18 protein-coding genes are annotated in these 22,013 nt (G+C 31.2%); 6 read left to right on the plus strand and 12 right to left on the minus strand.

What is annotated here, in order from left to right:
• The first annotated feature begins 2 nt into the window (after nt 1-2).
• Complete coding sequence (locus MBM09_RS10800) at nt 3-611, plus strand: hypothetical protein (protein ID WP_238673739.1); 609 nt, start codon at nt 3-5, stop codon at nt 609-611.
• Here the strand turns inward: MBM09_RS10800 and MBM09_RS10805 are convergent.
• Nucleotides 608-2,134: a GH3 auxin-responsive promoter family protein gene (locus MBM09_RS10805; RefSeq protein WP_238673740.1), complete on the minus strand. Its 1,527-nt coding sequence runs from the start codon at nt 2,132-2,134 to the stop codon at nt 608-610. The genes MBM09_RS10800 and MBM09_RS10805 overlap by 4 nt on opposite strands.
• 120 nt (nt 2,135-2,254) lie before the next feature.
• Between MBM09_RS10805 and MBM09_RS10810 the strand changes: the two genes are divergently transcribed.
• Both MBM09_RS10810 and MBM09_RS10815 read left to right on the plus strand, forming a co-directional pair.
• Entirely contained in the window at nt 2,255-3,361 is a 1,107-nt protein-coding gene (locus MBM09_RS10810; protein WP_238673741.1) for a Gfo/Idh/MocA family protein, read from the plus strand.
• 149 nt (nt 3,362-3,510) lie between these two features.
• Nucleotides 3,511-4,059, plus strand: a complete 549-nt coding sequence (locus MBM09_RS10815) for a hypothetical protein (protein ID WP_238673742.1) — start codon at nt 3,511-3,513, stop codon at nt 4,057-4,059.
• Between the two features lie 127 nt (nt 4,060-4,186).
• Here the strand turns inward: MBM09_RS10815 and bshA are convergent, their stop codons facing one another.
• The 9 genes from bshA to MBM09_RS10860 form a co-directional block, all read right to left on the minus strand.
• Nucleotides 4,187-5,323, minus strand: coding sequence for an N-acetyl-alpha-D-glucosaminyl L-malate synthase BshA (gene bshA, locus MBM09_RS10820; protein ID WP_238673743.1), 1,137 nt, complete (start codon nt 5,321-5,323; stop codon nt 4,187-4,189).
• 59 nt (nt 5,324-5,382) lie between these two features.
• On the minus strand, nt 5,383-8,298 hold the full coding sequence (locus MBM09_RS10825) for a glycoside hydrolase family 3 N-terminal domain-containing protein (protein WP_238673744.1): 2,916 nt from the start codon (nt 8,296-8,298) through the stop codon (nt 5,383-5,385).
• A 127-nt stretch (nt 8,299-8,425) separates the two neighbouring features.
• Entirely contained in the window at nt 8,426-9,649 is a 1,224-nt protein-coding gene (serB, locus tag MBM09_RS10830; RefSeq protein ID WP_238676332.1) for a phosphoserine phosphatase SerB, read from the minus strand.
• Between the two features lie 67 nt (nt 9,650-9,716).
• The gene (locus MBM09_RS10835) at nt 9,717-10,202 is read right to left on the minus strand and encodes an ABC transporter ATPase (RefSeq protein ID WP_238673745.1); all 486 of its coding nucleotides are present in this window, start codon (nt 10,200-10,202) and stop codon (nt 9,717-9,719) included.
• On the minus strand, nt 10,202-10,390 hold the full coding sequence (locus MBM09_RS10840) for a hypothetical protein (RefSeq protein ID WP_238673746.1): 189 nt from the start codon (nt 10,388-10,390) through the stop codon (nt 10,202-10,204). Before MBM09_RS10840 ends, MBM09_RS10835 begins: the two co-directional genes overlap by 1 nt.
• A complete protein-coding gene (locus MBM09_RS10845; RefSeq protein WP_238673747.1) occupies nt 10,391-11,179 on the minus strand; it encodes a (Fe-S)-binding protein in 789 nt (262 codons plus the stop codon).
• A 132-nt stretch (nt 11,180-11,311) separates the two neighbouring features.
• Nucleotides 11,312-12,625 (minus strand): (Fe-S)-binding protein, encoded by a 1,314-nt coding sequence (locus MBM09_RS10850; RefSeq protein WP_238673748.1) that lies wholly within the window; start codon nt 12,623-12,625, stop codon nt 11,312-11,314.
• A gap of 18 nt (nt 12,626-12,643) precedes the next feature.
• Complete coding sequence (locus tag MBM09_RS10855) at nt 12,644-13,600, minus strand: MlaD family protein (protein WP_238673749.1); 957 nt, start codon at nt 13,598-13,600, stop codon at nt 12,644-12,646.
• 50 nt (nt 13,601-13,650) lie between these two features.
• Nucleotides 13,651-14,751, minus strand: coding sequence for an N-acetylmuramoyl-L-alanine amidase (locus tag MBM09_RS10860; protein WP_238673750.1), 1,101 nt, complete (start codon nt 14,749-14,751; stop codon nt 13,651-13,653).
• A gap of 199 nt (nt 14,752-14,950) precedes the next feature.
• Here MBM09_RS10860 and MBM09_RS10865 point away from each other — a divergent pair, with 199 nt between their 5' ends.
• Complete coding sequence (locus MBM09_RS10865) at nt 14,951-17,734, plus strand: putative LPS assembly protein LptD (RefSeq protein ID WP_238673751.1); 2,784 nt, start codon at nt 14,951-14,953, stop codon at nt 17,732-17,734.
• Between the two features lie 29 nt (nt 17,735-17,763).
• On the plus strand, nt 17,764-18,144 hold the full coding sequence (locus MBM09_RS10870) for a RidA family protein (RefSeq protein WP_238673752.1): 381 nt from the start codon (nt 17,764-17,766) through the stop codon (nt 18,142-18,144).
• A 10-nt stretch (nt 18,145-18,154) separates the two neighbouring features.
• Here MBM09_RS10870 and MBM09_RS10875 read toward each other — a convergent pair whose 3' ends face one another.
• Entirely contained in the window at nt 18,155-19,573 is a 1,419-nt protein-coding gene (locus MBM09_RS10875; RefSeq protein WP_238673753.1) for a response regulator, read from the minus strand.
• Nucleotides 19,574-19,716: 143 nt separating this feature from the next.
• Here MBM09_RS10875 and MBM09_RS10880 point away from each other — a divergent pair, with 143 nt between their 5' ends.
• Nucleotides 19,717-20,757 carry a GMP reductase gene (locus tag MBM09_RS10880; RefSeq protein WP_238673754.1) on the plus strand — a complete coding sequence of 347 codons (1,041 nt, stop codon included), beginning with the start codon at nt 19,717-19,719 and terminating at the stop codon, nt 20,755-20,757.
• 16 nt (nt 20,758-20,773) lie between these two features.
• Here the strand turns inward: MBM09_RS10880 and MBM09_RS10885 are convergent, their stop codons facing one another.
• Nucleotides 20,774-21,892, minus strand: a complete 1,119-nt coding sequence (locus MBM09_RS10885) for an ABC transporter ATP-binding protein (protein ID WP_238673755.1) — start codon at nt 21,890-21,892, stop codon at nt 20,774-20,776.
• Nucleotides 21,893-22,013 lie beyond the last annotated feature (121 nt).

Genomic DNA, 22,013 nt, shown 5'->3' on the forward strand with positions numbered 1-22,013 from the left:
ATATGAAATTATTTCTTATAATATTAATTTTAACAATACCTCTTCAAATGTTTACTCAAAAACAAGTGCCTAATTCAATTAAAACCGAAGTAAAAAAAGCTCTATCCTATTTCCCAGAATTAAAAAACACAAAAATTGAATTTAGATTTAAGAAAAACATAAAAAAATCTACAATGCAAGCACGTCCAAAATTCAGTAGTTTCTTTAAGAAGAAAAGAAATAGAGCATATGTAATTTTAATAAGTAAAACATTTAAAATATCGGATAAAAAATTCTTGACAACACAAGTTCCATCAGATATATTAACAGGATGGATAGGTCATGAGTTAGGGCATATTATAGATTATCAAAACAGAAGTAAATTAAATTTAGTACAATTTGGTTTTAAATATTTATTCTCAAAAAAACACATTACAGAAGCAGAACGTGCTGCAGATACCTATGCTGTTGAACATGGTATGGAAGATTACATTTTAAAAACAAAACGGTTTATTTTAAATCATGCAGATATAACTCCAACTTATAAGGCAAGAATAAAAAAGTTTTATCTATCTCCTGAAGAAATTATGGACATTGTTAATAGTCGAGATGCAATTTTAGAAACACCTTAGGATTCGTTAATAAAGGTTTCCCATTCTGAGAATTTTTCTTCTTTCATTACGCGTTCCATTTTTACTTGTCCACCTTTTTTCTTATTTCTCCCATTCCATTCATAAAATTTTTCAGGTGAAACTATATCTACTTTCACTCCTTTTAACGCTTTACTTCGTGCTACTTTATAATTTTTATTGGCATTTTTTAAAGCCTCATCAAGTGATTTTGCTACTTTTTCATGATTTAAATCCTTGTTTTCTGACCCTAAATACCAAAAATGATAAAACTCTGCATCATCACCACGTTTAGCACATATAGTATATTCTGGTATTTTGGTAGAAAATTCATCTTCTAATAAACGCATAGCATCATCCATTTTATTAACCGATAATTGAGAGCCAACAGTGTTTAGAAAGAATTTTGTACGACCCGTAATTTTAATTTCTGCTCGCTTAATATTTGTAAACTCTATAGTATCACCAATTAAGTAACGCCATGCACCACTTACAGTACTAATAATTAAAACGTAATCTTGATTTTTCTTTACATCCTTTAAGGATACAGCTGGTGCATCTTGAGCTAAAGAACCGTCTTCATTTATATACTCTGGTTTAAACGGAACGAACTCAAAATAAATACCATGTTCTGTATTAAGCTGCATTGCATTGGTTTCTGGTCTAACTTGTGTAGCTATATATCCTTCTGATGCCAAATAAGTATCTATAACAGTAACGGGTTTACCCATTAAAGCATTAAAACTTTTTTCATAAGGTCCAAATGCTACTCCGCCAGAAGTATAAACCTTAAGATTGGGCCAAATTTGATGAATGTTATCTAAATTATGATATTCAATTACTTTTTGAAGCATCAATTCTATCCAAGAAGGAATTCCACTTAAAGCTCCAATATCCCAATCTTTTGCACGTTCTGCAATACGCTGTACCCTAGCATCCCAATCGTCTATTTTTGCAATATCTTGCCCTGGTTTATAAAATCCTTTAAACCAAAATGGAATATTACTCGCACTTATTCCACTTATTTCACCTTCTAAAAAACTATCATTTTTTTCCAAATCTGTGGAGCTGCCCAACATCATAATTTCTTTTTCAAAAAAATCAGCATCCAAATCAAAGTTACTTAATGCAAATACCTGTTTAATCCCAGATTTTCTAATCGCATCAATCATATCATCAGTAACCGGTATACGTTTACTGGTTTTTCCTGTAGTACCAGAACTAAGTGCAAAGTAGGATAAGTTACCAGGCCATGTTACATCAGTTTCCCCTGTATGCAACTTATGCCACCACTCGTCATTTATTTTGTTATAATCAAAATAAGGTACTGTTTCTGCAAAACTCTTTTCTAAATTGTTGGAATGTAAAATACTTTCAAAATTATACGCTCTCCCAAATTGTGTGTCTTTTGCTTTAGTTAAAAGTTCTTTTAGTATATTAAGTTGGGCTTCTAAATGATCTACTTCTGAAGAAAAATTATCTTTTATCTCAATTACACTTTTAATTATATTTCCTAATATTGCCATAGTTTGATATCTAATTTTTAATAGTTTAAAGATAAAAACACAGCAAACTATTTCTTAACTTATTCAATTAAAAATATAGCTCATTTCACTCTAGAATTCAATTTCCAAAAACAACCTATCATGAATCTAAAAAAATCATTAGTCTATATATTTTTATTACTCGTACCATTTACTATATATGCACAAAATGAACCTTTAAAAATAGGCATTGTAGGTCTAACACATACACATGTACACTGGATATTTGGAAGTGAAAAAATTGGAGATATAAAAATAGTTGGCATTGTTGAACCTAATAGAGAGTTAGCTTTAAAGTACTCTAAACAGCATGGATACCCTATGAGTATGGTTTATAATACAATGGAAGACATGATTAAAGCTACACAACCCGAAGCTGTTTCTGCCTTTGGTACCATTTACGAACATTTAGAAGTCGTTGAAAAAGCAGCTCCTTTAGGTATTCATGTTATGGTTGAAAAACCCTTAGCTGTAAGCTTAGAACATGCGAAAAAGATTGAAGCACTTGCAAAAAAACACAATATTCACTTGCTTACTAATTATGAAACCACTTGGTACCCAACTAATCATAAGGCTTATGAATTGGTTAAAAAAGACTCTATTGGAGCTATTAGAAAAGTAGTTGTTAGAGACGGACATAGAGGTCCTAAAAAAATTGGAGTTAATAAAGAGTTTTTAGATTGGTTAACAGACCCTATTCAAAATGGTGGTGGCGCCATTACAGATTTTGGTTGCTATGGTGTTAATTTAATGACTTGGTTAATGCATGGTGAAAAACCAACTACAGTTACCGCTGTAACCCAACAACAGCAGCCGGAAAACAACCCAAAAGTTGATGACGACGCGACTATAATTTTAAAGTACAACAAAGCAAATGCAATTATACAAGCCTCTTGGGATTGGCCAATTGGCAGAAAGGATATGGAAATTTATGGTTTAAAAGGTGTTGTTTATGCAGATAACCGTCATGATTTAAGAATGCGAATTGCTGAAGGTTATGATGGCTTTAAAGAAGAACAATTTAAATTAGAAGAAAGGCAAGCTCCTTATAACGATGCTTTTTCACTATTTGCTGCAGTTATTAAAAATGAGGTTACTTTAAAACCATACGATTTATCTTCTTTAGAAAACAATATGATTGTTATGGAAATTTTAGATGCAGCTATTAAAAGTGCCAAGACAAATAAAACTATTGAGTTAAAGAATTAAAAAACACCCAATTAAGTGTTTCTATGTTGGTAGTACTAAACTTGGCTTTGCAAAAAATTTCAACTAAATTCGTTTAACGATTGATATAAGTTATTAAAGAACGACGTCATATCATCGCATTGTGCACAAGTTAAAAACCGAACTTATTAATGAAATTTGAAATACCATTTGAAGAACAAATCTATAAGGAACAAATGACTCTGAATTTCAATACGACTTGGAGTAAAAATCTGAAAAAAAACAACAAAAGACTGATTTGGGCTATTCCATTTATACTATTAGGAGGATTAATAATTTATGGAGAAAACTATCTTGGGTTTTTATTTATCGCAATCGGAATTCATTATCTGATTAACTTCTATGATTATTATTCCTATCATAAAAAAAGCAAGGCTAAATTTTTTGAGTTAATTGAGATGGAAATAATCGGACAAAAAAACGCTAATGAAAATTGTATATGGGAATTTAATGAAGACCATTTCAGATATAAAGATTACAAATATGAGGCAAAAATAAAATGGGAAGCCTTTAAAAGTAATAGAATAATTGACAAAAACATATTCCTTGACCTTAACGTTGGAAACAACTCATCATACGTCTTGGGAGAAATAGAAATCGGAACTGAAAATTTTATAAAAGTAACTGAATTTGTGAAAAACAAAATCGGACAAAAAACCAGTGCACAACAACGTGTATAATTAATTGCTTGGTTCTGGTCTACTCGGAATTTCCTTCGGAAATCCCTCTGGCTCGTCCACTTTTGCTGAATTAGTTGTTGAAACACGCAACTAACCATACACAAAACCGTTAAACGAACTCTTCATTTTAAAGCACTAAACACTTAGCCAAAGTATCCTCATAAATGGCTTCGTATTGCGGAACGATTTTATGTAAATCGAATTTTAAAGATTCTTTTCTGGCATTATCTTTAAAAGTTTTTAAACGTGCTTTATCGCTTAAAATATATAAAGCATTTTTAGTCATGTCTTCAACATCTCCAACATTACTTAAGAATCCAGAAACTCCTTGAATATTTACTTCTGGAATACCACCAGTATTACTAGAAATAACAGGAACTCCAGATGCCATAGCTTCTAAAGCTGCTAAACCAAAACTTTCGGTTTGCGATGGTAGTAAAAACAAATCACTAAAACATAAAATTTTATCAATTTCATTACTTCTTCCAAAGAAAATAACTTTATCTAAAATTCCTAATTCCTGACATAGAATTTCTATATGTTCACGCTCTGGCCCTTCGCCTACCAACATAAGTTTTGCAGGCATTTCTTTTTGAATGTTATAAAATACTTTTATAACATCTTGTACTCGCTTTACAGGACGCAGATTACTTATGTGAGTAATTATTTTTTCATCATCATCGGCCATCATAACTCGTTGACAGTCTGTAAACTTATGTTTATACTTATCTAAATCGATGAAATTTGGCACTACATTTATTTCATTTTTAACATCAAATAAACGTAATGTATCTTTCTTTAAACTGTCTGAAACTGCAGTTACTGCATCAGATTTATTTATACTAAATGTAACCGCTGGTTTATAAAATGGATGACTACCAACTAATGTAATATCGGTACCGTGTAAAGTGGTAACAATAGGTAAATGAATACCTTCTTCTTTCAACATTTTTTTAGCCATATACGCAGCGTAAGCATGCGGAATAGCATAGTGCACATGTACAATTTCAATTTTGTGTAGCTTAACCATGTCTACCAATTTACTGGATAAAGCTAACTCATAAGGCTGGTAATGAAACAACGGATATTCTGGTACATTTACCTCGTGATAATGTACATTGTTACTCAGAAGTTCTAAACGAACAGGCTGATTATACGTTATAAAATGAATTTCGTGACCACGTTTAGAAAGCTCTAAACCTAATTCTGTAGCTACTACACCACTACCACCAAATGTTGGGTAACAAACAATACCTATTTTCATATTCAAATTTATAAATATCTGAAGTTTTAAATACTTAAAGTTTACACTTTAACTTTTATTTAATCTTCTATGGCCTCGTAAATTAAACGTTGTATTTCGGTTCTTACATTTTCTCTTAATAGCAGATTCTTTCCTGCTGTGGGATACGTTCTATTTGCTAAAAACACATAAACAACTTCTTCCTCTGGATCTGCCCATGCATAAGTTCCTGTAAAACCAGAATGCCCAAAACTTGTCATAGATATACAACCGCATGTAGGTCCTTCGTCTCCCAACTGTGGTTTATCGAAACCTATACCGCGTCTGTTATCATTTTCACAATAATAACACGTATTAAATTTATTTAAAGTTTCAGGTTTTAAATAGCGTTTACCACCATAATACCCTTTCTGTAGGTACATTTGCATAATTTTAGCAACATCATTTGCATTACTAAAAACACCTGCATGACCTCCAACTCCATTTTGCATTGCTGCTCCCATATCATGAACGTATCCATGAATTTTTTGATAACGATAATAATCATCAACTTCTGTTGGTACAATTTTTTTACTACTAATAGAATGATATGGATTATACATCGTGTAATTAGCTCCTAAAGGTTCGTAAAAATGAGATTGTGCTAACTGATCTAATGTTCTGTCGTAATGATGTTCAATAAATTTCTTTAAAATGTAATATGGAAAATCACTATATCTATATCTGAGGCGTTCAAGCAATTCTGAATCCTTTATTATTTTAGGAATAGAATCCTGATAATCAGTTCTTAAATACAGGTTTTTAGCAACTTCAATATTAAATTTATTACTTCGTTTTGTTCTGTAATATTTGCTGCTTGGGCGTTTAGTAACACTATCTAAAGTATGATAGTAGAAAGGTTCCCAAGGTCTTAATCTTGCATAATGCGATAACATACTTTTTAAAGTGATGTTAGCTTTATTTGAATCTTTATACTCTGGTAATATTTCTGAAAGTCTGGTGTCTAAAGACACAATCCCTTGTTCTTCTAATTCCATAAGTAGCGGTAAGGTTGCCAGTATTTTGGTAAGCGATGCTACATCGTAAATATCATCAAAAGCTACTTTTTCTTTACCTGAATAGGTATGTTTACCAAAATTTTTATTGTAAATGACTTTTCCCTCTCTGGCAATTAAGAGTTGAATACCTGGTGTCATTTTAAAGTCTACAGCTCTTTGCGCAATAGAATCTATTTTTTTAAGTTTTTCTGAACTCATCCCAACACGTTCTGGAATACTGTAACCCAAACGCTTAATACCAAAAGATGGAATACCTTCTCCTTCTACAAATTGAGTGCCAGCTGAAACTGGTAAAACACCTTTTGCGGCAATAGCGCCAAAAATAAGTTGAGCCGATTTTTCTTGAGCTATTCTACTATTCTGATAACTCACAATAATACCCTCTATATTTTCAATATCTTTTAAATCATTTAATGCATAAGGCTTTACAAAAACATCTAAAATAACAGTATGATTTTTAGATATATCTGATAACCAATTTAGTTCGTCTTTAGTAAACTTATATGGTTTCCAAGGGCTATCATTAGAGCGATGTAAACCAACAATTACAGTATTGTAAGGTTTAAGTTTACTTTTTAAACCATTTAGATTATCAGATGTTATTTCATGAATTTTCGCATACTTTTTAAGCTTATTAAAAAAGGTATTTCCAGAGTCATCGCCTAATTTAACATATGCAATAGTTTTAGTTTCTAATTCTCGTAATGGCAATACTCCTCTAATATTTTGTAATACTGTTAATGCATTTTCAATCAGTTCTTCATATAAAACATCATCCTTAATTCTATTCAAATCTTTAGATAAATTATACAAACCAACAGGTTCATAATTATGAAGACCAACTTTATATTTTGCTTGTAGAATTTTTTTAACAGAATGTGCTAAACGTTCTTCAGTAATAGTTCCATTATTATAGGCTTCCATAATTTTTGAAACGCCTATGCCAACATCTTCAGACATTAACATAACATCATTTCCTGCCATAAAAGCGGCTAAATCAATATCTCCAGTTTCATCAAAATCTGCAGCGCCTTTCATAGTTAGCGCATCCGTAAAAATAAGTCCTTTAAACTCTAATCGTTCTTTTAAAATATCTGTAACTATGTGTTTTGATAAAGAGGATGGAAAACCTGTAGCATCTAAACTTGGTACATTTAAATGCGCTACCATAACACTGGACAGGCCTTCAGTTATTAATTTTTTGTAAGGATATAACTCAACTGAATCTATACGTTTTTCATTAAAACTAATAGTTGGTAATGTTTCATGTGAATCTTGATCGGTATCTCCATGACCAGGAAAGTGCTTTGCATTTGCTAAAACACCCGCACTTTGAATGCCTTTCATAAAAGCAGAAGCTTTTTCGGTTACGTTGTCTCTATCTTCTCCAAAAGACCGATTACCAATAATAGGATTTTTAGGATTTGTGTTAATATCTACAACTGGAGCAAAATTAAAATGCACTCCCAAACGCTTACAATGCTCACCTATTTGTCTTCCTGTTTGTTCAATAAGTTTGTTGTCTTTAATAGCTCCAAGCGTCATATTCCATGGAAAAGCATAGGTAGAATCTAAACGCATGCTTAAACCCCATTCTGCATCCATACCAATTAACATGGGGATTTTTGATAATGACTGTAGTTCATTATTTAATTTCGCTTGCCTCACTGGTCCGCCATTTGAGTATATTAAACCACCAATATGGTATTTATTAATAATGCTTACAATCTTATTTTTTGTTGCATTATCCTGATTAGACATCACCTGAACCATATATAACTGTCCAACTTTTTCGGCTAAAGTCATTGAATTATATAAGCTGTCAACCCACTTTTTTTGGGCTTCAGCATCAGAAGTAATTAAAGGGTTATTAGTTGTTTGACTAAATATTGAAAGTGTATAAAAAAAAGAAAATAATATAAAAAAGATTTGACGCATAAAACGATTTATTAGGCTTATTAATATTTTATATATAGGTATATTAATAATCATGCCAAAATACTACTTTTAAAAGTAAGAAAAAAAGACTTTAAGATAGATTTATAAAGAAATAGTTAACCGGTAATTACTCGATTAAATCTATATGTCTGTCATGATATCCTAACAAATACAACACGCCATCTAACCCAATGCTAGAAATGGAACTTTGTGCATTATCTTTTACGGTTGGTTTTGCATGAAAAGCGATTCCTAAACCTGCAAGATTAAGCATTGGCAAGTCATTAGCACCATCACCAACTGCAATAGTTTGACTAATATCTATACCTTCTTTTTTAGCAATTTCTTTAAGGTATTCTGCTTTTTTATCACCGTCGACAATTTCACCAACATAACCACCAGTTAAAACACCATCTTTAATTTCTAACTCGTTAGCATACATATAATCCATACCTAATTCTTTTTTAAGGTAGTCTCCAAAATATGTAAATCCACCCGATAAAATAGCGGTTTTAAATCCGTAGCTTCTTAACGTATCAATAAGTCGTCTGGCTCCTTTAGTTATAGGTAAATTAATAGCGACATCATGTAGTACTTCTTCGCTCAAGCCTTTTAAGAGTTTCATACGTCTTGTAAAACTTTCTTTAAAGTCTATTTTACCTTGCATTGCCAATTCAGTAATTTCTTTTACTTCGTCGCCAACACCAGCCAATTCTGCTAATTTATCAATTACTTCGGCTTGAATTAATGTAGAATCCATATCAAAACAAACCAAGCGTCTGTTACGTCTATATATGTTATCCTCCTGAAATGCAATATCAACATCTAAATCGTGTGATATTTGCATGAATTTTTCAGTAAATTCAGATTTATTTTCTATGTGTCCTCTAATTGAAAGTTGAATAGATGCTCTTGGATATTCCTCTTCTTTTACAAGCGATGTACGCCCCGTAAGTCTTTTTATAGCATCAATATTCAGATTCTTTTCTGAAATCATTTTAGTAACCTCTGATATTTGTTCGGCTGTTAATTTTTCACCTAGAATAGTAACAATATACCTGTCTTTACCTTGAAGCGTTACCCATTTCTCGTAATTTTCGAGTGTAATTGGTGTAAATTTTGCCGTGATACCTAACTCATAAGACTTAAAAAGCAAGTCTTTTAACACTGATGCAGAATTTGCTCCAGATTGAATTTCAAATAATATACCCAATGATAACGTGTCATGTATATTTGCCTGACCAATATCTAATACTTTTGCATCGTATTCAGCCAAAACACTAGTTAAACTAGAGGTTAATCCTGGTTTATCTTGTCCTGAGATATTCATTAAAAAAATCTCATTAGACATTATATTTTTTTCTAATTCCTTTAAAATAGGTTCTTTACTTTTGTTCATTTTGGTACTTTTCAAATAACTATTTAACAAATCTACTATGCCAACTTTCACTAGCAGGCACCTCCCAGTTTTCGTTAAATTCGGCTATATTGGTAACTAAATTATTAAATACAATAGTGTTTTTTGAAATGGCTTTATCTTTTGCCATTTTTCTGAAATCGGTGAGTGTTTTATAAGCTACATACTCGCCTTGTTTGTAGGATACATTCATTTTATCCATCAAATCTACATTATAATCTTTTTCTAATTGTTGAATAAAATGCACTGAAGCATCTATAGAACAACCTGTAGCTGCATTTAGTTGCTGATTTAAGCCTAATACGATGAATCGTTTATACTTGATTGTGTAGCCTGATTGTAAATCACTGCCATGGGCAGTCCAGTTTTCAATAAATGTATCTAATTTAGATTGAATTTCTTCAAGCTCTTGCTCAGTAAAGGAACGATTTGCTTGATAAATCCAAACTCTAGATTCTTCGGGTAGTGTATTAAAATCTACGAGCATTATTTATTTTTTTTTCTAATTTTTGCTGCTATAACCATTGCCAAACCAAAAATAATTAATCCAAAAATAAATTTTTTGAAACTAAACTCTTTATCCCTGAAATAATCAATAATTGCAATGAAAGAAGCATAAATTAAACCACTAAAAATTCCATATATGATTTGAGAACTTAAATTTTGAGGTCTCATCTATAAATCTTGTGCATTAGCAATAATTTCGGCAATATCTAAAACAGTAACATCGGCTTCTTTTTCTTTAAACTTTATACCGTCTGTCATCATGGTATTACAATATGGACAACCTGTAGCTATAATTTTAGGATTTGTTTGAAGTGCATCTTCAGTTCGTAAAATATTAATGTCCTTATCCCCTTTTTCTGGTTCTTTAAACATTTGAGCACCACCAGCACCACAACATAATGATGTACGTTTGTTACGCTTCATTTCTACCAACTCTACTCCTGCTAGTTTTAATAAATCGCGAGGTACTTCATACACTTCATTAGCGCGACCTAAATAACAAGGATCGTGAAATGTAATTCGCGTTCCTTTGTATGTATTGTTACCTAATTTTATTCTTCCAGCGTCATACAATTCTTTTAAATATTGAGTATGGTGAAGCACTTGATAATTACCGCCTAAACTTGGATATTCATTTTTTAAGGTGTTAAAAGAATGCGGATCGCAAGTCACTATTTTTTTTATTTCGTAAGCGTTTAGAATTTCAATATTTGTTACCGCCTGCATTTGAAACAAAAACTCATTCCCCGCTCGTTTTGCAGCATCACCTGTAGAACTTTCTTCTGTTCCTAAAACAGCAAAGTCTACATTAGCTTTATTAAGTATTTTTACAAAAGCGCGAGTTATTTTTTTTGCTCTATCGTCATAACTACCTGCAGAACCTACCCAAAATAATACTTCGGGCTGTTTACCTTCGGCCATAAATTCTGCCATTGTTTTTACTGTAAATTCGCTCATTTTTATTTATACTTTTTGCGTTAGGGATTGAAGTGTAAATCCTTTTTATTAAGAATTACTGCTTTTGCAGGAATGATTTAATGAAAAGATTGCAACATAAAGCCCGACCCTTGCGGTAACGCCATTATTATTTTACTCATTTTTCCAGTTTAACCTATCCATTTGATTGTATGGCCAAGGTGCACCGTTATTCTCAATATTAGACATCATATTATTTAATTCAGTTGGTGCTGCAGATTGCTCCATAACTAAATATTGACGCATTTGCATAATAATTGATAATGGATCGATACTTACTGGACAAGCCTCCACACATGCATTACACGTTGTACAAGCCCATAATTCTTCTCTTGTTATATAATTATCTAAAAGTTGTTTGCCGTCGTCTTTAAATTCGCCTTTATTAGCATCAATATTCTTTCCTACTTCCTCTAGACGGTCTCTGGTATCCATCATGATTTTACGAGGCGATAATTTTTTGCCCGTTAAATTTGCAGGGCACTCGCTGGTACAACGTCCACATTCTGTACAAGTGTAAGCATTTAATAGATTAACCCAACTTAAATCTTGAACATCGCTAGCTCCAAATTTTGCAGGCATATCATTTTCTGCGCCTTCTGCCGGTGCAGCAAATGGGTCTACATTAGGATCCATCATCATTTTTACTTCTTTGGTAACAGCTTCAAGATTATTGAATTGCCCTTTTGGAGTTAATTTACCATAATATGTATTTGGAAATGCTAATAGAATATGTAAATGTTTTGAATAATATAGATAATTAAGGAATATTAAAATGCCCACAATATGCAGCCACCAAGCGCCACGTTCAATAAAATGTAATGTGCCTTCTGACAAACCTGAAAACCAAGGCGCCATAAATTGACTTATTACATTACCTGAACCCATACTTTGAAATGAAGTGTCGGTAGCATTCATTATTAAGAAAAGCGTCATTAATACCATTTCGAAATACAGAATGTAATTGGCATCATTCTTTGGCCAACTCGTCATTTCATTCTTCCAGAAACGTTTTATCTTTAAAGCATTTCTTCGCAACCAAAACACAATAACTGATACAAAAACTAAAGCAGCTAAAACCTCAAAACTTCCAATTAAAAAACCATAAACAGATTCTGGTAAAGCTTTTAAACCTATTCTATGTGTACCAAAAATACCGTCAATTATAATTTCAAGTACTTCAATATTTATAATTATAAAGCCTATATATACCACAACATGCAGAATTCCTGCAATTGGGCGACGTACCATTTTACTTTGCCCAAGAGCAATCATGGTCATATTTTTCCAACGTTGTGATTTATTATCACTTACATCTACATCGTTACCAAGTTTGATATTTCTGATAAGTTTTTTTACGTTTTTTGAAAAAAAACCAATACCAGCAATTAAAATAATTATAAAGAGTATGTTGGGTAGGTAATTCATTTTATATAGTAGTTAGTCTTATTGTTTTATTTCGTTGCCTTCAGCATCATATTGTTTTGGTTTTTTACCAAATAATGAGAAATGAACGTAACGTTTTGGGTTTAGTTTCATGTCTTCTAGCAGTTGCTCTAATTGCAAAGTAGCACCTTCTAAATTGTTGTACATACCTTCGTCTTTTAGAAGTTTTCCTAAAGAACCTTCGCCATTCTCTACTTTGGCTAATATACTATTGAAATTTTGAATTGTGGATTCTAAATTTCTCATTGTTTGTCCAACATTAGCATTTGCTAGAGAATCTGACACTTTAGATAAATTTGATGATATGTTATCTACATTGTTTAAAGTATTGTCTAACTTATCTTTATTACTTGTAACTAAACCATCTAGAGATTTTGAGGTTTCCTTAAAATTTTGAATAACCGTATTTAAACCTGCAATACTTGATTTAAGATTTGTTTTGGTTCTGTGGTCAAAAACTTCATTAATATTAGTAAGTAAGCTATCTGCACTTACCATCATAATTTCAATTTTTTCTTGTAATGGTGTTAATCTTTGGTTTACTAATTCTGTTAAACCTGCTTTAACGCCTCCATCAAGATAATCATCATTCTCAGCATTTTCTGCACCATCAAATGCAGGGATAATAGCAATAGCCTTACCTCCAATTAGTCCGGTTTCATATAATTCTGCTTTACTGTTTTTTGAAAATTGAAAATCGCTATCAACTAAAAGCTTTACTAAAAGTTTACCCGAGCCATCTCCTTTAAAATTTATACTTACAACTTTTCCAACGCTTAGTCCATTAATGGTTACAGGTGTAGATGGTGCTAATCCTTCTACATTATTGTATTCTGTATAAAATGTACGTGAAGAATCTAATAGATTTTGACCTTTTAGATAGTTAAATCCAAAAATAAATAGAATAATACCCGCTAATACAAGCGTACCAATTTTAACTTCTTTTGATATGTTCAAAATAAATATGTTTGAAAAACAAATTTAATATAAATTTAAAAAGAACTCGTCTAATTAGCAGTTGATTTTAAAGCATCAATTAAAGGTATTTTCTTTTCGTCTTTGTAAGCTACTATAAAACAGGTGGTATAGCCTTTTTTTTTAGCTTCCTCTTCTAGTGTTTTTGCATCTTCATAGCTTATGGTATTTCCATAGAAGTATTTATAGAGATTACCTTCTTTTTGTCTAGAAATGGTTTCTAGTCCCTTAAAATTATAAGGTTTTGTATCTAATTCTTTTGAACTTGCCGCAATTTGAACCTTAAATTTAACATTATTAGCTATTTCCTGGATGGGTTGATCATTTTCAGCAATACTGTTGAAGTCTGTAACATTTTTATCAATAGTATTTTTGTATTCTAATATAGCATCTCTAATAGCTATAGACATTTCATTTTGTCCTGCTTTAGAATTTAAATAAGCACCTTCTCGTTTATTAGTTAAAAAACCTAACTCAACCAAAACACTAGGCATTACGGTTTGGTGTAAAACTATAAAACCAGCTTGTTTTACTTTTCTGTTCTTACGCTTCAATTTATTGGCAAAATTATTTTGAATTAAACCTGCCAATTGTATACTTTGATCTAAATATTCTTCCTGACTTAAAAGAATACTCATTACAGATTCTGGAGAGTTAGGATCGAACCCAGCATAATTTTTTTCATAATCATCTTCAAGAAAAATTACTGAGTTTTCCTTTTTTGCAACTTCAAAATTAGTTTGATTTCTGTGTGTACCCAAAACAAAAGTTCCTGCGCCATAAGCTTGACTTGTATGAGAATCGCAATGTATAGAAACAAACAAATCTGCATTCGCTTTATTGGCTATTTTTCCTCTCACAAATAAATCTACAAATACATCCGTTTTACGTGTATAAATTACTTTAATATTGGGGTTTTTCTCAAGTTCTTTACCCACTGCTAAAACAATTTTTAAAGCAATATCTTTTTCTCTGTAACCATTACCTAAATTTCCAGGGTCTTTGCCACCGTGACCCGCATCTAAAACAACAACAAACTTTTTAGAAGGTTTATTTTCTTCAATATTTACAAATGAAGAAAATGTTAATACTATTATAAAGCATACGAAAAGGAATACTCCGTTCGTTCTCATGTGATAAATACTATTTTTTTTAATCAAGCTCATATATTTAACTACAACATCTATTTTAATGAAAATTTTTAAACACAACTATTCTATCAAGGATTTAACGATAAATAAACTTGGTTTATTACGCCTTCAAATAGAGTAAAAACTTAATTTGAAATTTTTAATTGAATATTAAATCAATCCCAGAAAAATATATGTAATTTTGGCAATTCAAAAACCGAGCCATACTTTTACAAAAATACATTTAAAAGCGTTGCGTACAAACAACTTTAAAATACTTTTTGCACTAAGTTTTACAGTGTTTATTAACACGTTAAGCTTCGCACAAGACATTCCTGAAAAAGGAAAGACAATTAACCGAAGCGTAAAGGATAGCTTAATAATTAGTACAGATAGTCTTTCAATTCCTGAAATTTCTGAAAAAAGTCAAGATTCTACTTTAACAGATTCTGTTGCTCCTAAAAAAGATCTTTTAGAACATATTGTAAAATACCACGCAACAGATTACACAAGGTTCAGCCAGAAAACACAAAAACTTTATTTATATAATGAAGCCAAGATTGATTATGGTGACATGAATATAACTGCTGGAAGTATCACAATAGATTATAACAAGAATACGGTGTACGCAAAAGGCATTACAGATTCTATTCAAGGTTATACACAAAAACCTGTATTCACCCAAGGTAGTAATGTGGTAGAACCAGATTCTATTGTTTTTAATACAGATACTAAAAAAGCACTTATATTTAATTCTAAAACTGAACAAGGTGAAGGTACGGTTATAGCTTCTATAACTAAAAAAGAAAACGATTCGGTTTACTTTTTAAAGAATGCAAAATATACAACAGCCAAAGATCTTGAAGACCCAGAGTATTATATAAAACTTAGAAAAGCTAAAATTGTACCAGGTAAAAAAATTGTAACTGGTTTAGCTAACCTTTTTATTTATGATGTACCAACACCACTAGGTTTACCTTTCGGATTTTTTCCTCAAAGTGAAAAACAAACTTCTGGTGTTATTATACCAACTTTTGGAGAGCAAAATGATAGAGGTTTCTTTTTACAAAATGGTGGATACTACTTTGCGATAAATGATTATGTTGATTTAGCTGTTTTAGGTGATTATTATACTAATGGTAGTTATGGTACACGTTTAGAAAGCACCTACGCAAAACGATACAGGTTTAGAGGAAATGTAGGATTTAGATACGAAAATTTAATTACCAGCGAACGTGGTTTTCCAGATTATGCGAGGCGTACTATTTATAATTTACGCTGGTCACATAGTCAAGATTCTAAAGCAAATCCAAGTTCGCGGTTTTCAGCCTCTGTAAACTTAGGTAGTAGTACTTATTATCGTAATTCTGTCAATCAAGTGAATTCTGGAGCATTTTTAAATAACACTCTATCATCTTCGGTGTCTTACTCTAAAACATTTCAAGGCGAGCCACAAGTTAATTTTAGTTTAACGGCAACACACTCACAAAATACGAATACGCAAACTATAAATATGACACTTCCTACCTTTCAAGGAAGTGTAGGTAGAATGTACCCTTTTGCAACCAAAGAAGGTTCTAAAAAAGGGATTATTCAAAATATTAATTTACAATATAATATTCGAGCAGAAAACAGAATTCAAACTACTGATTCTTTATTCTTTAAAAAAGAAATGTTTGATGATGCCAAAGCTGGTTTTCAACACAGTATTCCTTTAAGTACTAACTTTAAAGTATTTAAGTATTTTAGTATGAGTGCCAGCACTAATTACAACGAAGTGTGGACTTTTAAAACCATCAACAAAACCTTTGATGCTGTTGAAAGACAAAATGAAACAACAACAGTAAATGGTTTTGATACGTTTAGAACCTATAATTTTAGTACTAGTTTAGGAACCACAATTTATGGCATGTTTAATTTTGAAAAAGAAGGTAAAGACCCAAAGATCCAAAAAATTAGACATGTTATGCGCCCCTCTATTAGTTATAACATCAACCCCTCTTTTGATAAGTATTACGAAAGTGCCGAAGTTGTAAATGCTGATCTTGTTACGCAATCTGAATTAGATCTTATTCTGGAAAATAGAAACTTAGAATACACCCGTTTTGAACAAGGTGTCTTTGGTACACCCAGTAAGAATTTTTCAAGCTCAATGGGTATATCGATTTCTAATAACTTTGAAGCTAAGGTAAAGGATAAAGATAGCACAGCAACAGAGCCTAAAAAAGTAATGTTGTTAAATAACTTAAACTTTTCTACGTCATACAATTTTGCTGGTGATTCATTGCAATGGAGTCCTGTTAGAATGAGTGGGGGTACACAACTCTTTAATAATAAAATGAGTATTAATTTTGGAGCCACTTTAGACCCTTACGCTCTTGATAATAACAACAGAAAGATTGATAAATTTAATATTGATAATGGTGGTAGTCTTTTTAGGCTTACAAGTGCTAACCTAACAGCTAGTTGGTCGCTTTCTAGCAAAAAAGGTAATGCTGGCAATGACAAGGATAAGCAAAGAGGAATTGAGGAAAATTTAAGAAGTGGTGGACGTGATGATGATTTATTTGGTATTTCAGAAGATTTTGCTAATCAGCAAATAAATAATGATAGGAGTCAAGAAGATAAAACCCAAAGTGAATTTTATAATCATAACATACCTTGGAATTTAAGGATAGCTTATGCTGTAAATTATTCTAATTCGAGGCGACAAAATGAAATATCTTCACATTCCCTTATGTTTTCAGGTGACGTAAAATTAACTGATAAATGGTCTATTAGAGCTTCGTCTGGTTACGATTTAAAAAATGCAGGATTTACATATACAACTCTAGGTTTTGATCGTGATCTTTTAAGCTGGAAAATGAATTTCAGTTGGATACCGTTTAGTACAAGAACATCATGGAATTTCTTTATTGGTATTAGTTCTTCAATTCTTAAAGATCTTAAGTATGAAAAAAGAAGACAACCAGATATTCAATTATAAATTTCATTCTTAACCTTAATAATTAAAAGATGAAAACAATTATTACTACAGAAAACGCTCCAGCTCCTATTGGTCCATACAATCAAGCTGTTTTAAGTGGAAACACATTATATACTTCTGGTCAAATAGCTTTTAATCCAAAAACTAACGAATTGGTTTTAGATGATATAAAAACTGAAACCAAACAAGTAATGGAAAACCTGAAAGCGGTTTTAGAAGCTGCAAGTATGACTTTTAATAACGTTGTGAAATCAACCATTTTTGTTAGTAATATGGATGACTTTGCTTTAATAAATAACGTGTATGGTAGTTATTTTGATGAGCAAACTGCACCTGCACGAGAAACAGTACAAGTTGCTAGACTACCAAAAAATGTAAACGTTGAAATAAGTATGATTGCAGTTAAATAAATACTTAAAATTAAGCTGTACTATTCTTTTTTGAGTACTTAATAAGTAATCCTTTTAATTTTTCAACCTCTATAGGTTTTGCTAAAAAATCATCTATACCAGCAAGTTTTGCATTTTTAATATCTTCTTCAAACGCACTTGCAGAAACTGCGATAATTGGTGTTTTTCTAACAGCATATTTATCTGTTTCTTTTATGAATTTTGTAGCCTGATAACCATCCATATCTGGCATGTAAATATCCATAAAAATCATATCAAAATCTAAAATCTTATATAACTCAACAGCCTCCAGTCCGTTTTTTGCAAACGTACATTGTGCGCCCTGGCGTTCTAATAAAAACTTTATTACATTTTGATTCATTCTATTATCCTCTGCTACTAAAACATTAAACTTATCAAACAAAACTGGATTAAAAGCTGGCTCTTGCTCTTTAATATTTAATGTCTTTTTCAACTCTAAACTAAAATAAAATGTGGAACCTTCGTTTTCTTTACTTTCTAACTCAAGTTTACCTCCCATATGCTTAACCAATTTATATGAGATTGAAAGCCCTATGCCACCTCCTCTATAATCTTTCATCATAGAGGTACTATATGATTTTTCAGAATTATTAAAAATACTTTTTACTTCATCTTGTCGCATACCAATACCAGTATCTTTAACATAAAAGGTAATAATTTGATAACCATCTATACCAATACTTTGGTCTACTATAATTGATATTTTTCCTGAATTAGTAAACTTAATGGCGTTGTTAATTAAATTAATTAATACCTGTTGAATTCTCGCTGTATCTCCTATTACTAAAAACTTATCTTTTGGCTCATGTAAAAATTTATACTCAAATTCTAAACCTTTTTCCCAAGCTTGATATTCAAAAACTTTAAAAAGTCGGGTTAAATCATGCTTTAAATCTATTGTAGTCAAGTTTAATTTTAAATCTCCGTTATCTACTTCAGCATTGTCTGTTACCATATTAACCAACTGTAATAAATGTTTAGAAGAATATTCTGCTATTTCAACCTGTGCTCTTTGATCGTTATTTAAATCTGTTTGCTTTAACATATCCAACATGCCTAAAACAGTATTTAAAGGTGTACGAACCTCATAACTCATATTAGATAAGTAAATAGATTTATTATCCACCTCATTATCAGAACTTTCTAAATTTTCTTTAAGTTCATCTATCCTAATTCTTAAGTTCTCTTTAACTACATCATTTTTTAGTTGATTTTTTAAAAAGTATTGTAAAGCAAAAACTTGTATTATGGCAAGAATAAATAGAAATACGGCTGCACTTTCTGTATAAATTTTCTTTTCAAGAAAACTATACCCGATAATAAGAATAGCCGCCATTGAAATGAAAATGAAATACGATAATTTCTTTTTAATTTTTATAGATTTTATAGACTTAGGGAGGAAATTCATTTAAAGTACATTTTAACAAACTTATCTATAAATATATTAATTAGCAAAAGTATTATTACTATTAGGTCTAATAATTCATTTGATTTTTTCTGATTATAAAGTTGAAAAAATTGTACTTTTAAAGCCGATATAATTAATGATACATGCGAATAGAATATGATATAAAATTGGGTTTTAAAGATGTTATGATTCGCCCAAAACGCTCTACATTAAGGAGTAGATCGGAAGTAAATTTAGAGCGTGATTTTAAATTTTTACATAGTCCTCATACTTGGTCTGGCATTCCAATAATGGCTGCTAATATGGATACCGTAGGTACTTTTGAAATGGCAAAAGCCTTATCTGATAAAAAACTATTTACAGCAATTCATAAACACTATAGTTTAAACGATTGGAAATTGTTTTCATCAAGTATCTCTGAAGAAGCAATTTCGCATATTGCTGTAAGTACTGGGGTTGGAAAACAAGATTATGAAAAACTTTCTAATATATTGAATATCAACCCATCCATAAAATTTATTTGCATTGATGTTGCTAATGGCTATTCAGAATATTTTGCTGATTTTGTAAAACGTACAAGAGATTTGTATAAAGACAAAGTAATTATTGCTGGTAATGTAGTAACCGGTGAAATGGTTGAAGAATTATTGCTATCTGGTGCAGATATTGTAAAAGTTGGTATTGGCCCAGGTTCTGTTTGCACAACACGAGTAAAAACTGGTGTTGGTTATCCACAGCTTTCAGCTATAATTGAATGTGCAGATGCGGCACATGGCTTAGGCGGACAAATAATTAGTGATGGTGGTTGCACAATTCCAGGAGATATAGCAAAAGCCTTTGGTGCCGGAGCAGATTTTGTTATGCTTGGTGGTATGCTTGCTGGACATGATGAAAGTGGTGGAGAAGTTATTGAAAGACATGGAAAACCCTACAGAAAATTCTATGGTATGAGCTCTTCTACCGCAATGAACAAACATGTTGGCGGTGTAGCAGAGTATAGAGCTAGTGAAGGTAAAACTGTGGAAGTTCCTTATAAAGGTTCAGTAGAAAACACACTACAAGACATTTTGGGCGGCATACGAAGTACATGTACTTATGTTGGTGCTTCAAGATTAAAAGAACTCACTAAACGTACAACTTTTATTAGAGTAAATGAACAGGAAAATAGAGTTTACAACTCTTAAAACCTATACTAAACTTTTAATAATATTGAATTTGTTCACCTGTGGAGCCAGTATCACTAGGTGTCAATTCGTAAATGATATCTGGTTTTAGATTTTCTTCTTTCCTGTGAGAAACATAAAGAATCGCAGTGTTTGTTTCTTTTGCTATTTTATTCATAAGTTCAGAAAATAATATAACATCTTCATCATCAAGTCCGTTTGTTGGTTCATCTAAAATAAGTAAATGGGGTTGTTTAACCATTGCTCTGGCAATTAAGACCAAACGTTGATGCCCTTTAGATAGAGAAGAAAAAGCTTGTTTTCTAATATTGAACATCCCTAAAACTCTTAACCATTGATGAGCAACACTTATTTCTAACGGGCTTGGTGTTTTATATAACCCAATAGAATCAAAAAAACCAGAAACAATCATATTTCCTATAGAATCTAAACGTGCAAACCCTCTGACCATATCAGATGAAAGATAACCTATTTTCTTTTTAATATCCCAGACACTCTCTCCACTACCCTTTTTTACATCAAATAAAATAATATTTTGACCATATGCTTTAGGATTATCACCATAAATCATACTTAAAATAGTACTTTTTCCAGAACCATTTGGTCCGGTTAACTTGCAAAACTCACCAGATTTTATTTTAAATGTAATACCCTTTATAATAGTTCTATCACCATAAGAAATAGTCACATTTTTAAACTCAACTAACGTCTTATACTGTGCTTTACTTTTTTTTATGGGTTTAGGTAGATTATAATCAAATACTTTAGTCGTTTTATTTTGAATTTGATTTACCTCATTATAATCTACAATTGTTTTACCTTTTAATTTATAAGTATTTGTAATAAAAGGAAGTATATCTGTCTTTCTATTAGTTATTTGTATAACAGATACTTTTGAACTTAATTGGTGCATTTTTTTCTCTATATCTTTTTGAGCTTTTAAATCTAAGCTACCAAAAATATTATCTACAACAATATATTCAGGGTTTTGTAAAAGAAGATGTTTTAACAACGCTTGTTTACGTTCACCTTCTGAGGAATTTTTTAAACTGTTATTTGTTTTTGTTTCAACATCAAAATGACCATGACGAGTTTCCTCATCTATAAATTTATTAAGTGTAATTTCTGAAAACAAAACACCTTTTTTATTTGAAAGCTGCTCTAAAAGTTCTCCAGAAAAAATACGTTCTACAAGATTAACCTTATTGTCTTTATTCGAAATATAAAAAGCAATATGTTTACCTGATAGACTAATA

Source organism: Flaviramulus sp. BrNp1-15 (genome assembly GCF_022259695.1).
Taxonomy (GTDB): domain Bacteria; phylum Bacteroidota; class Bacteroidia; order Flavobacteriales; family Flavobacteriaceae; genus BrNp1-15.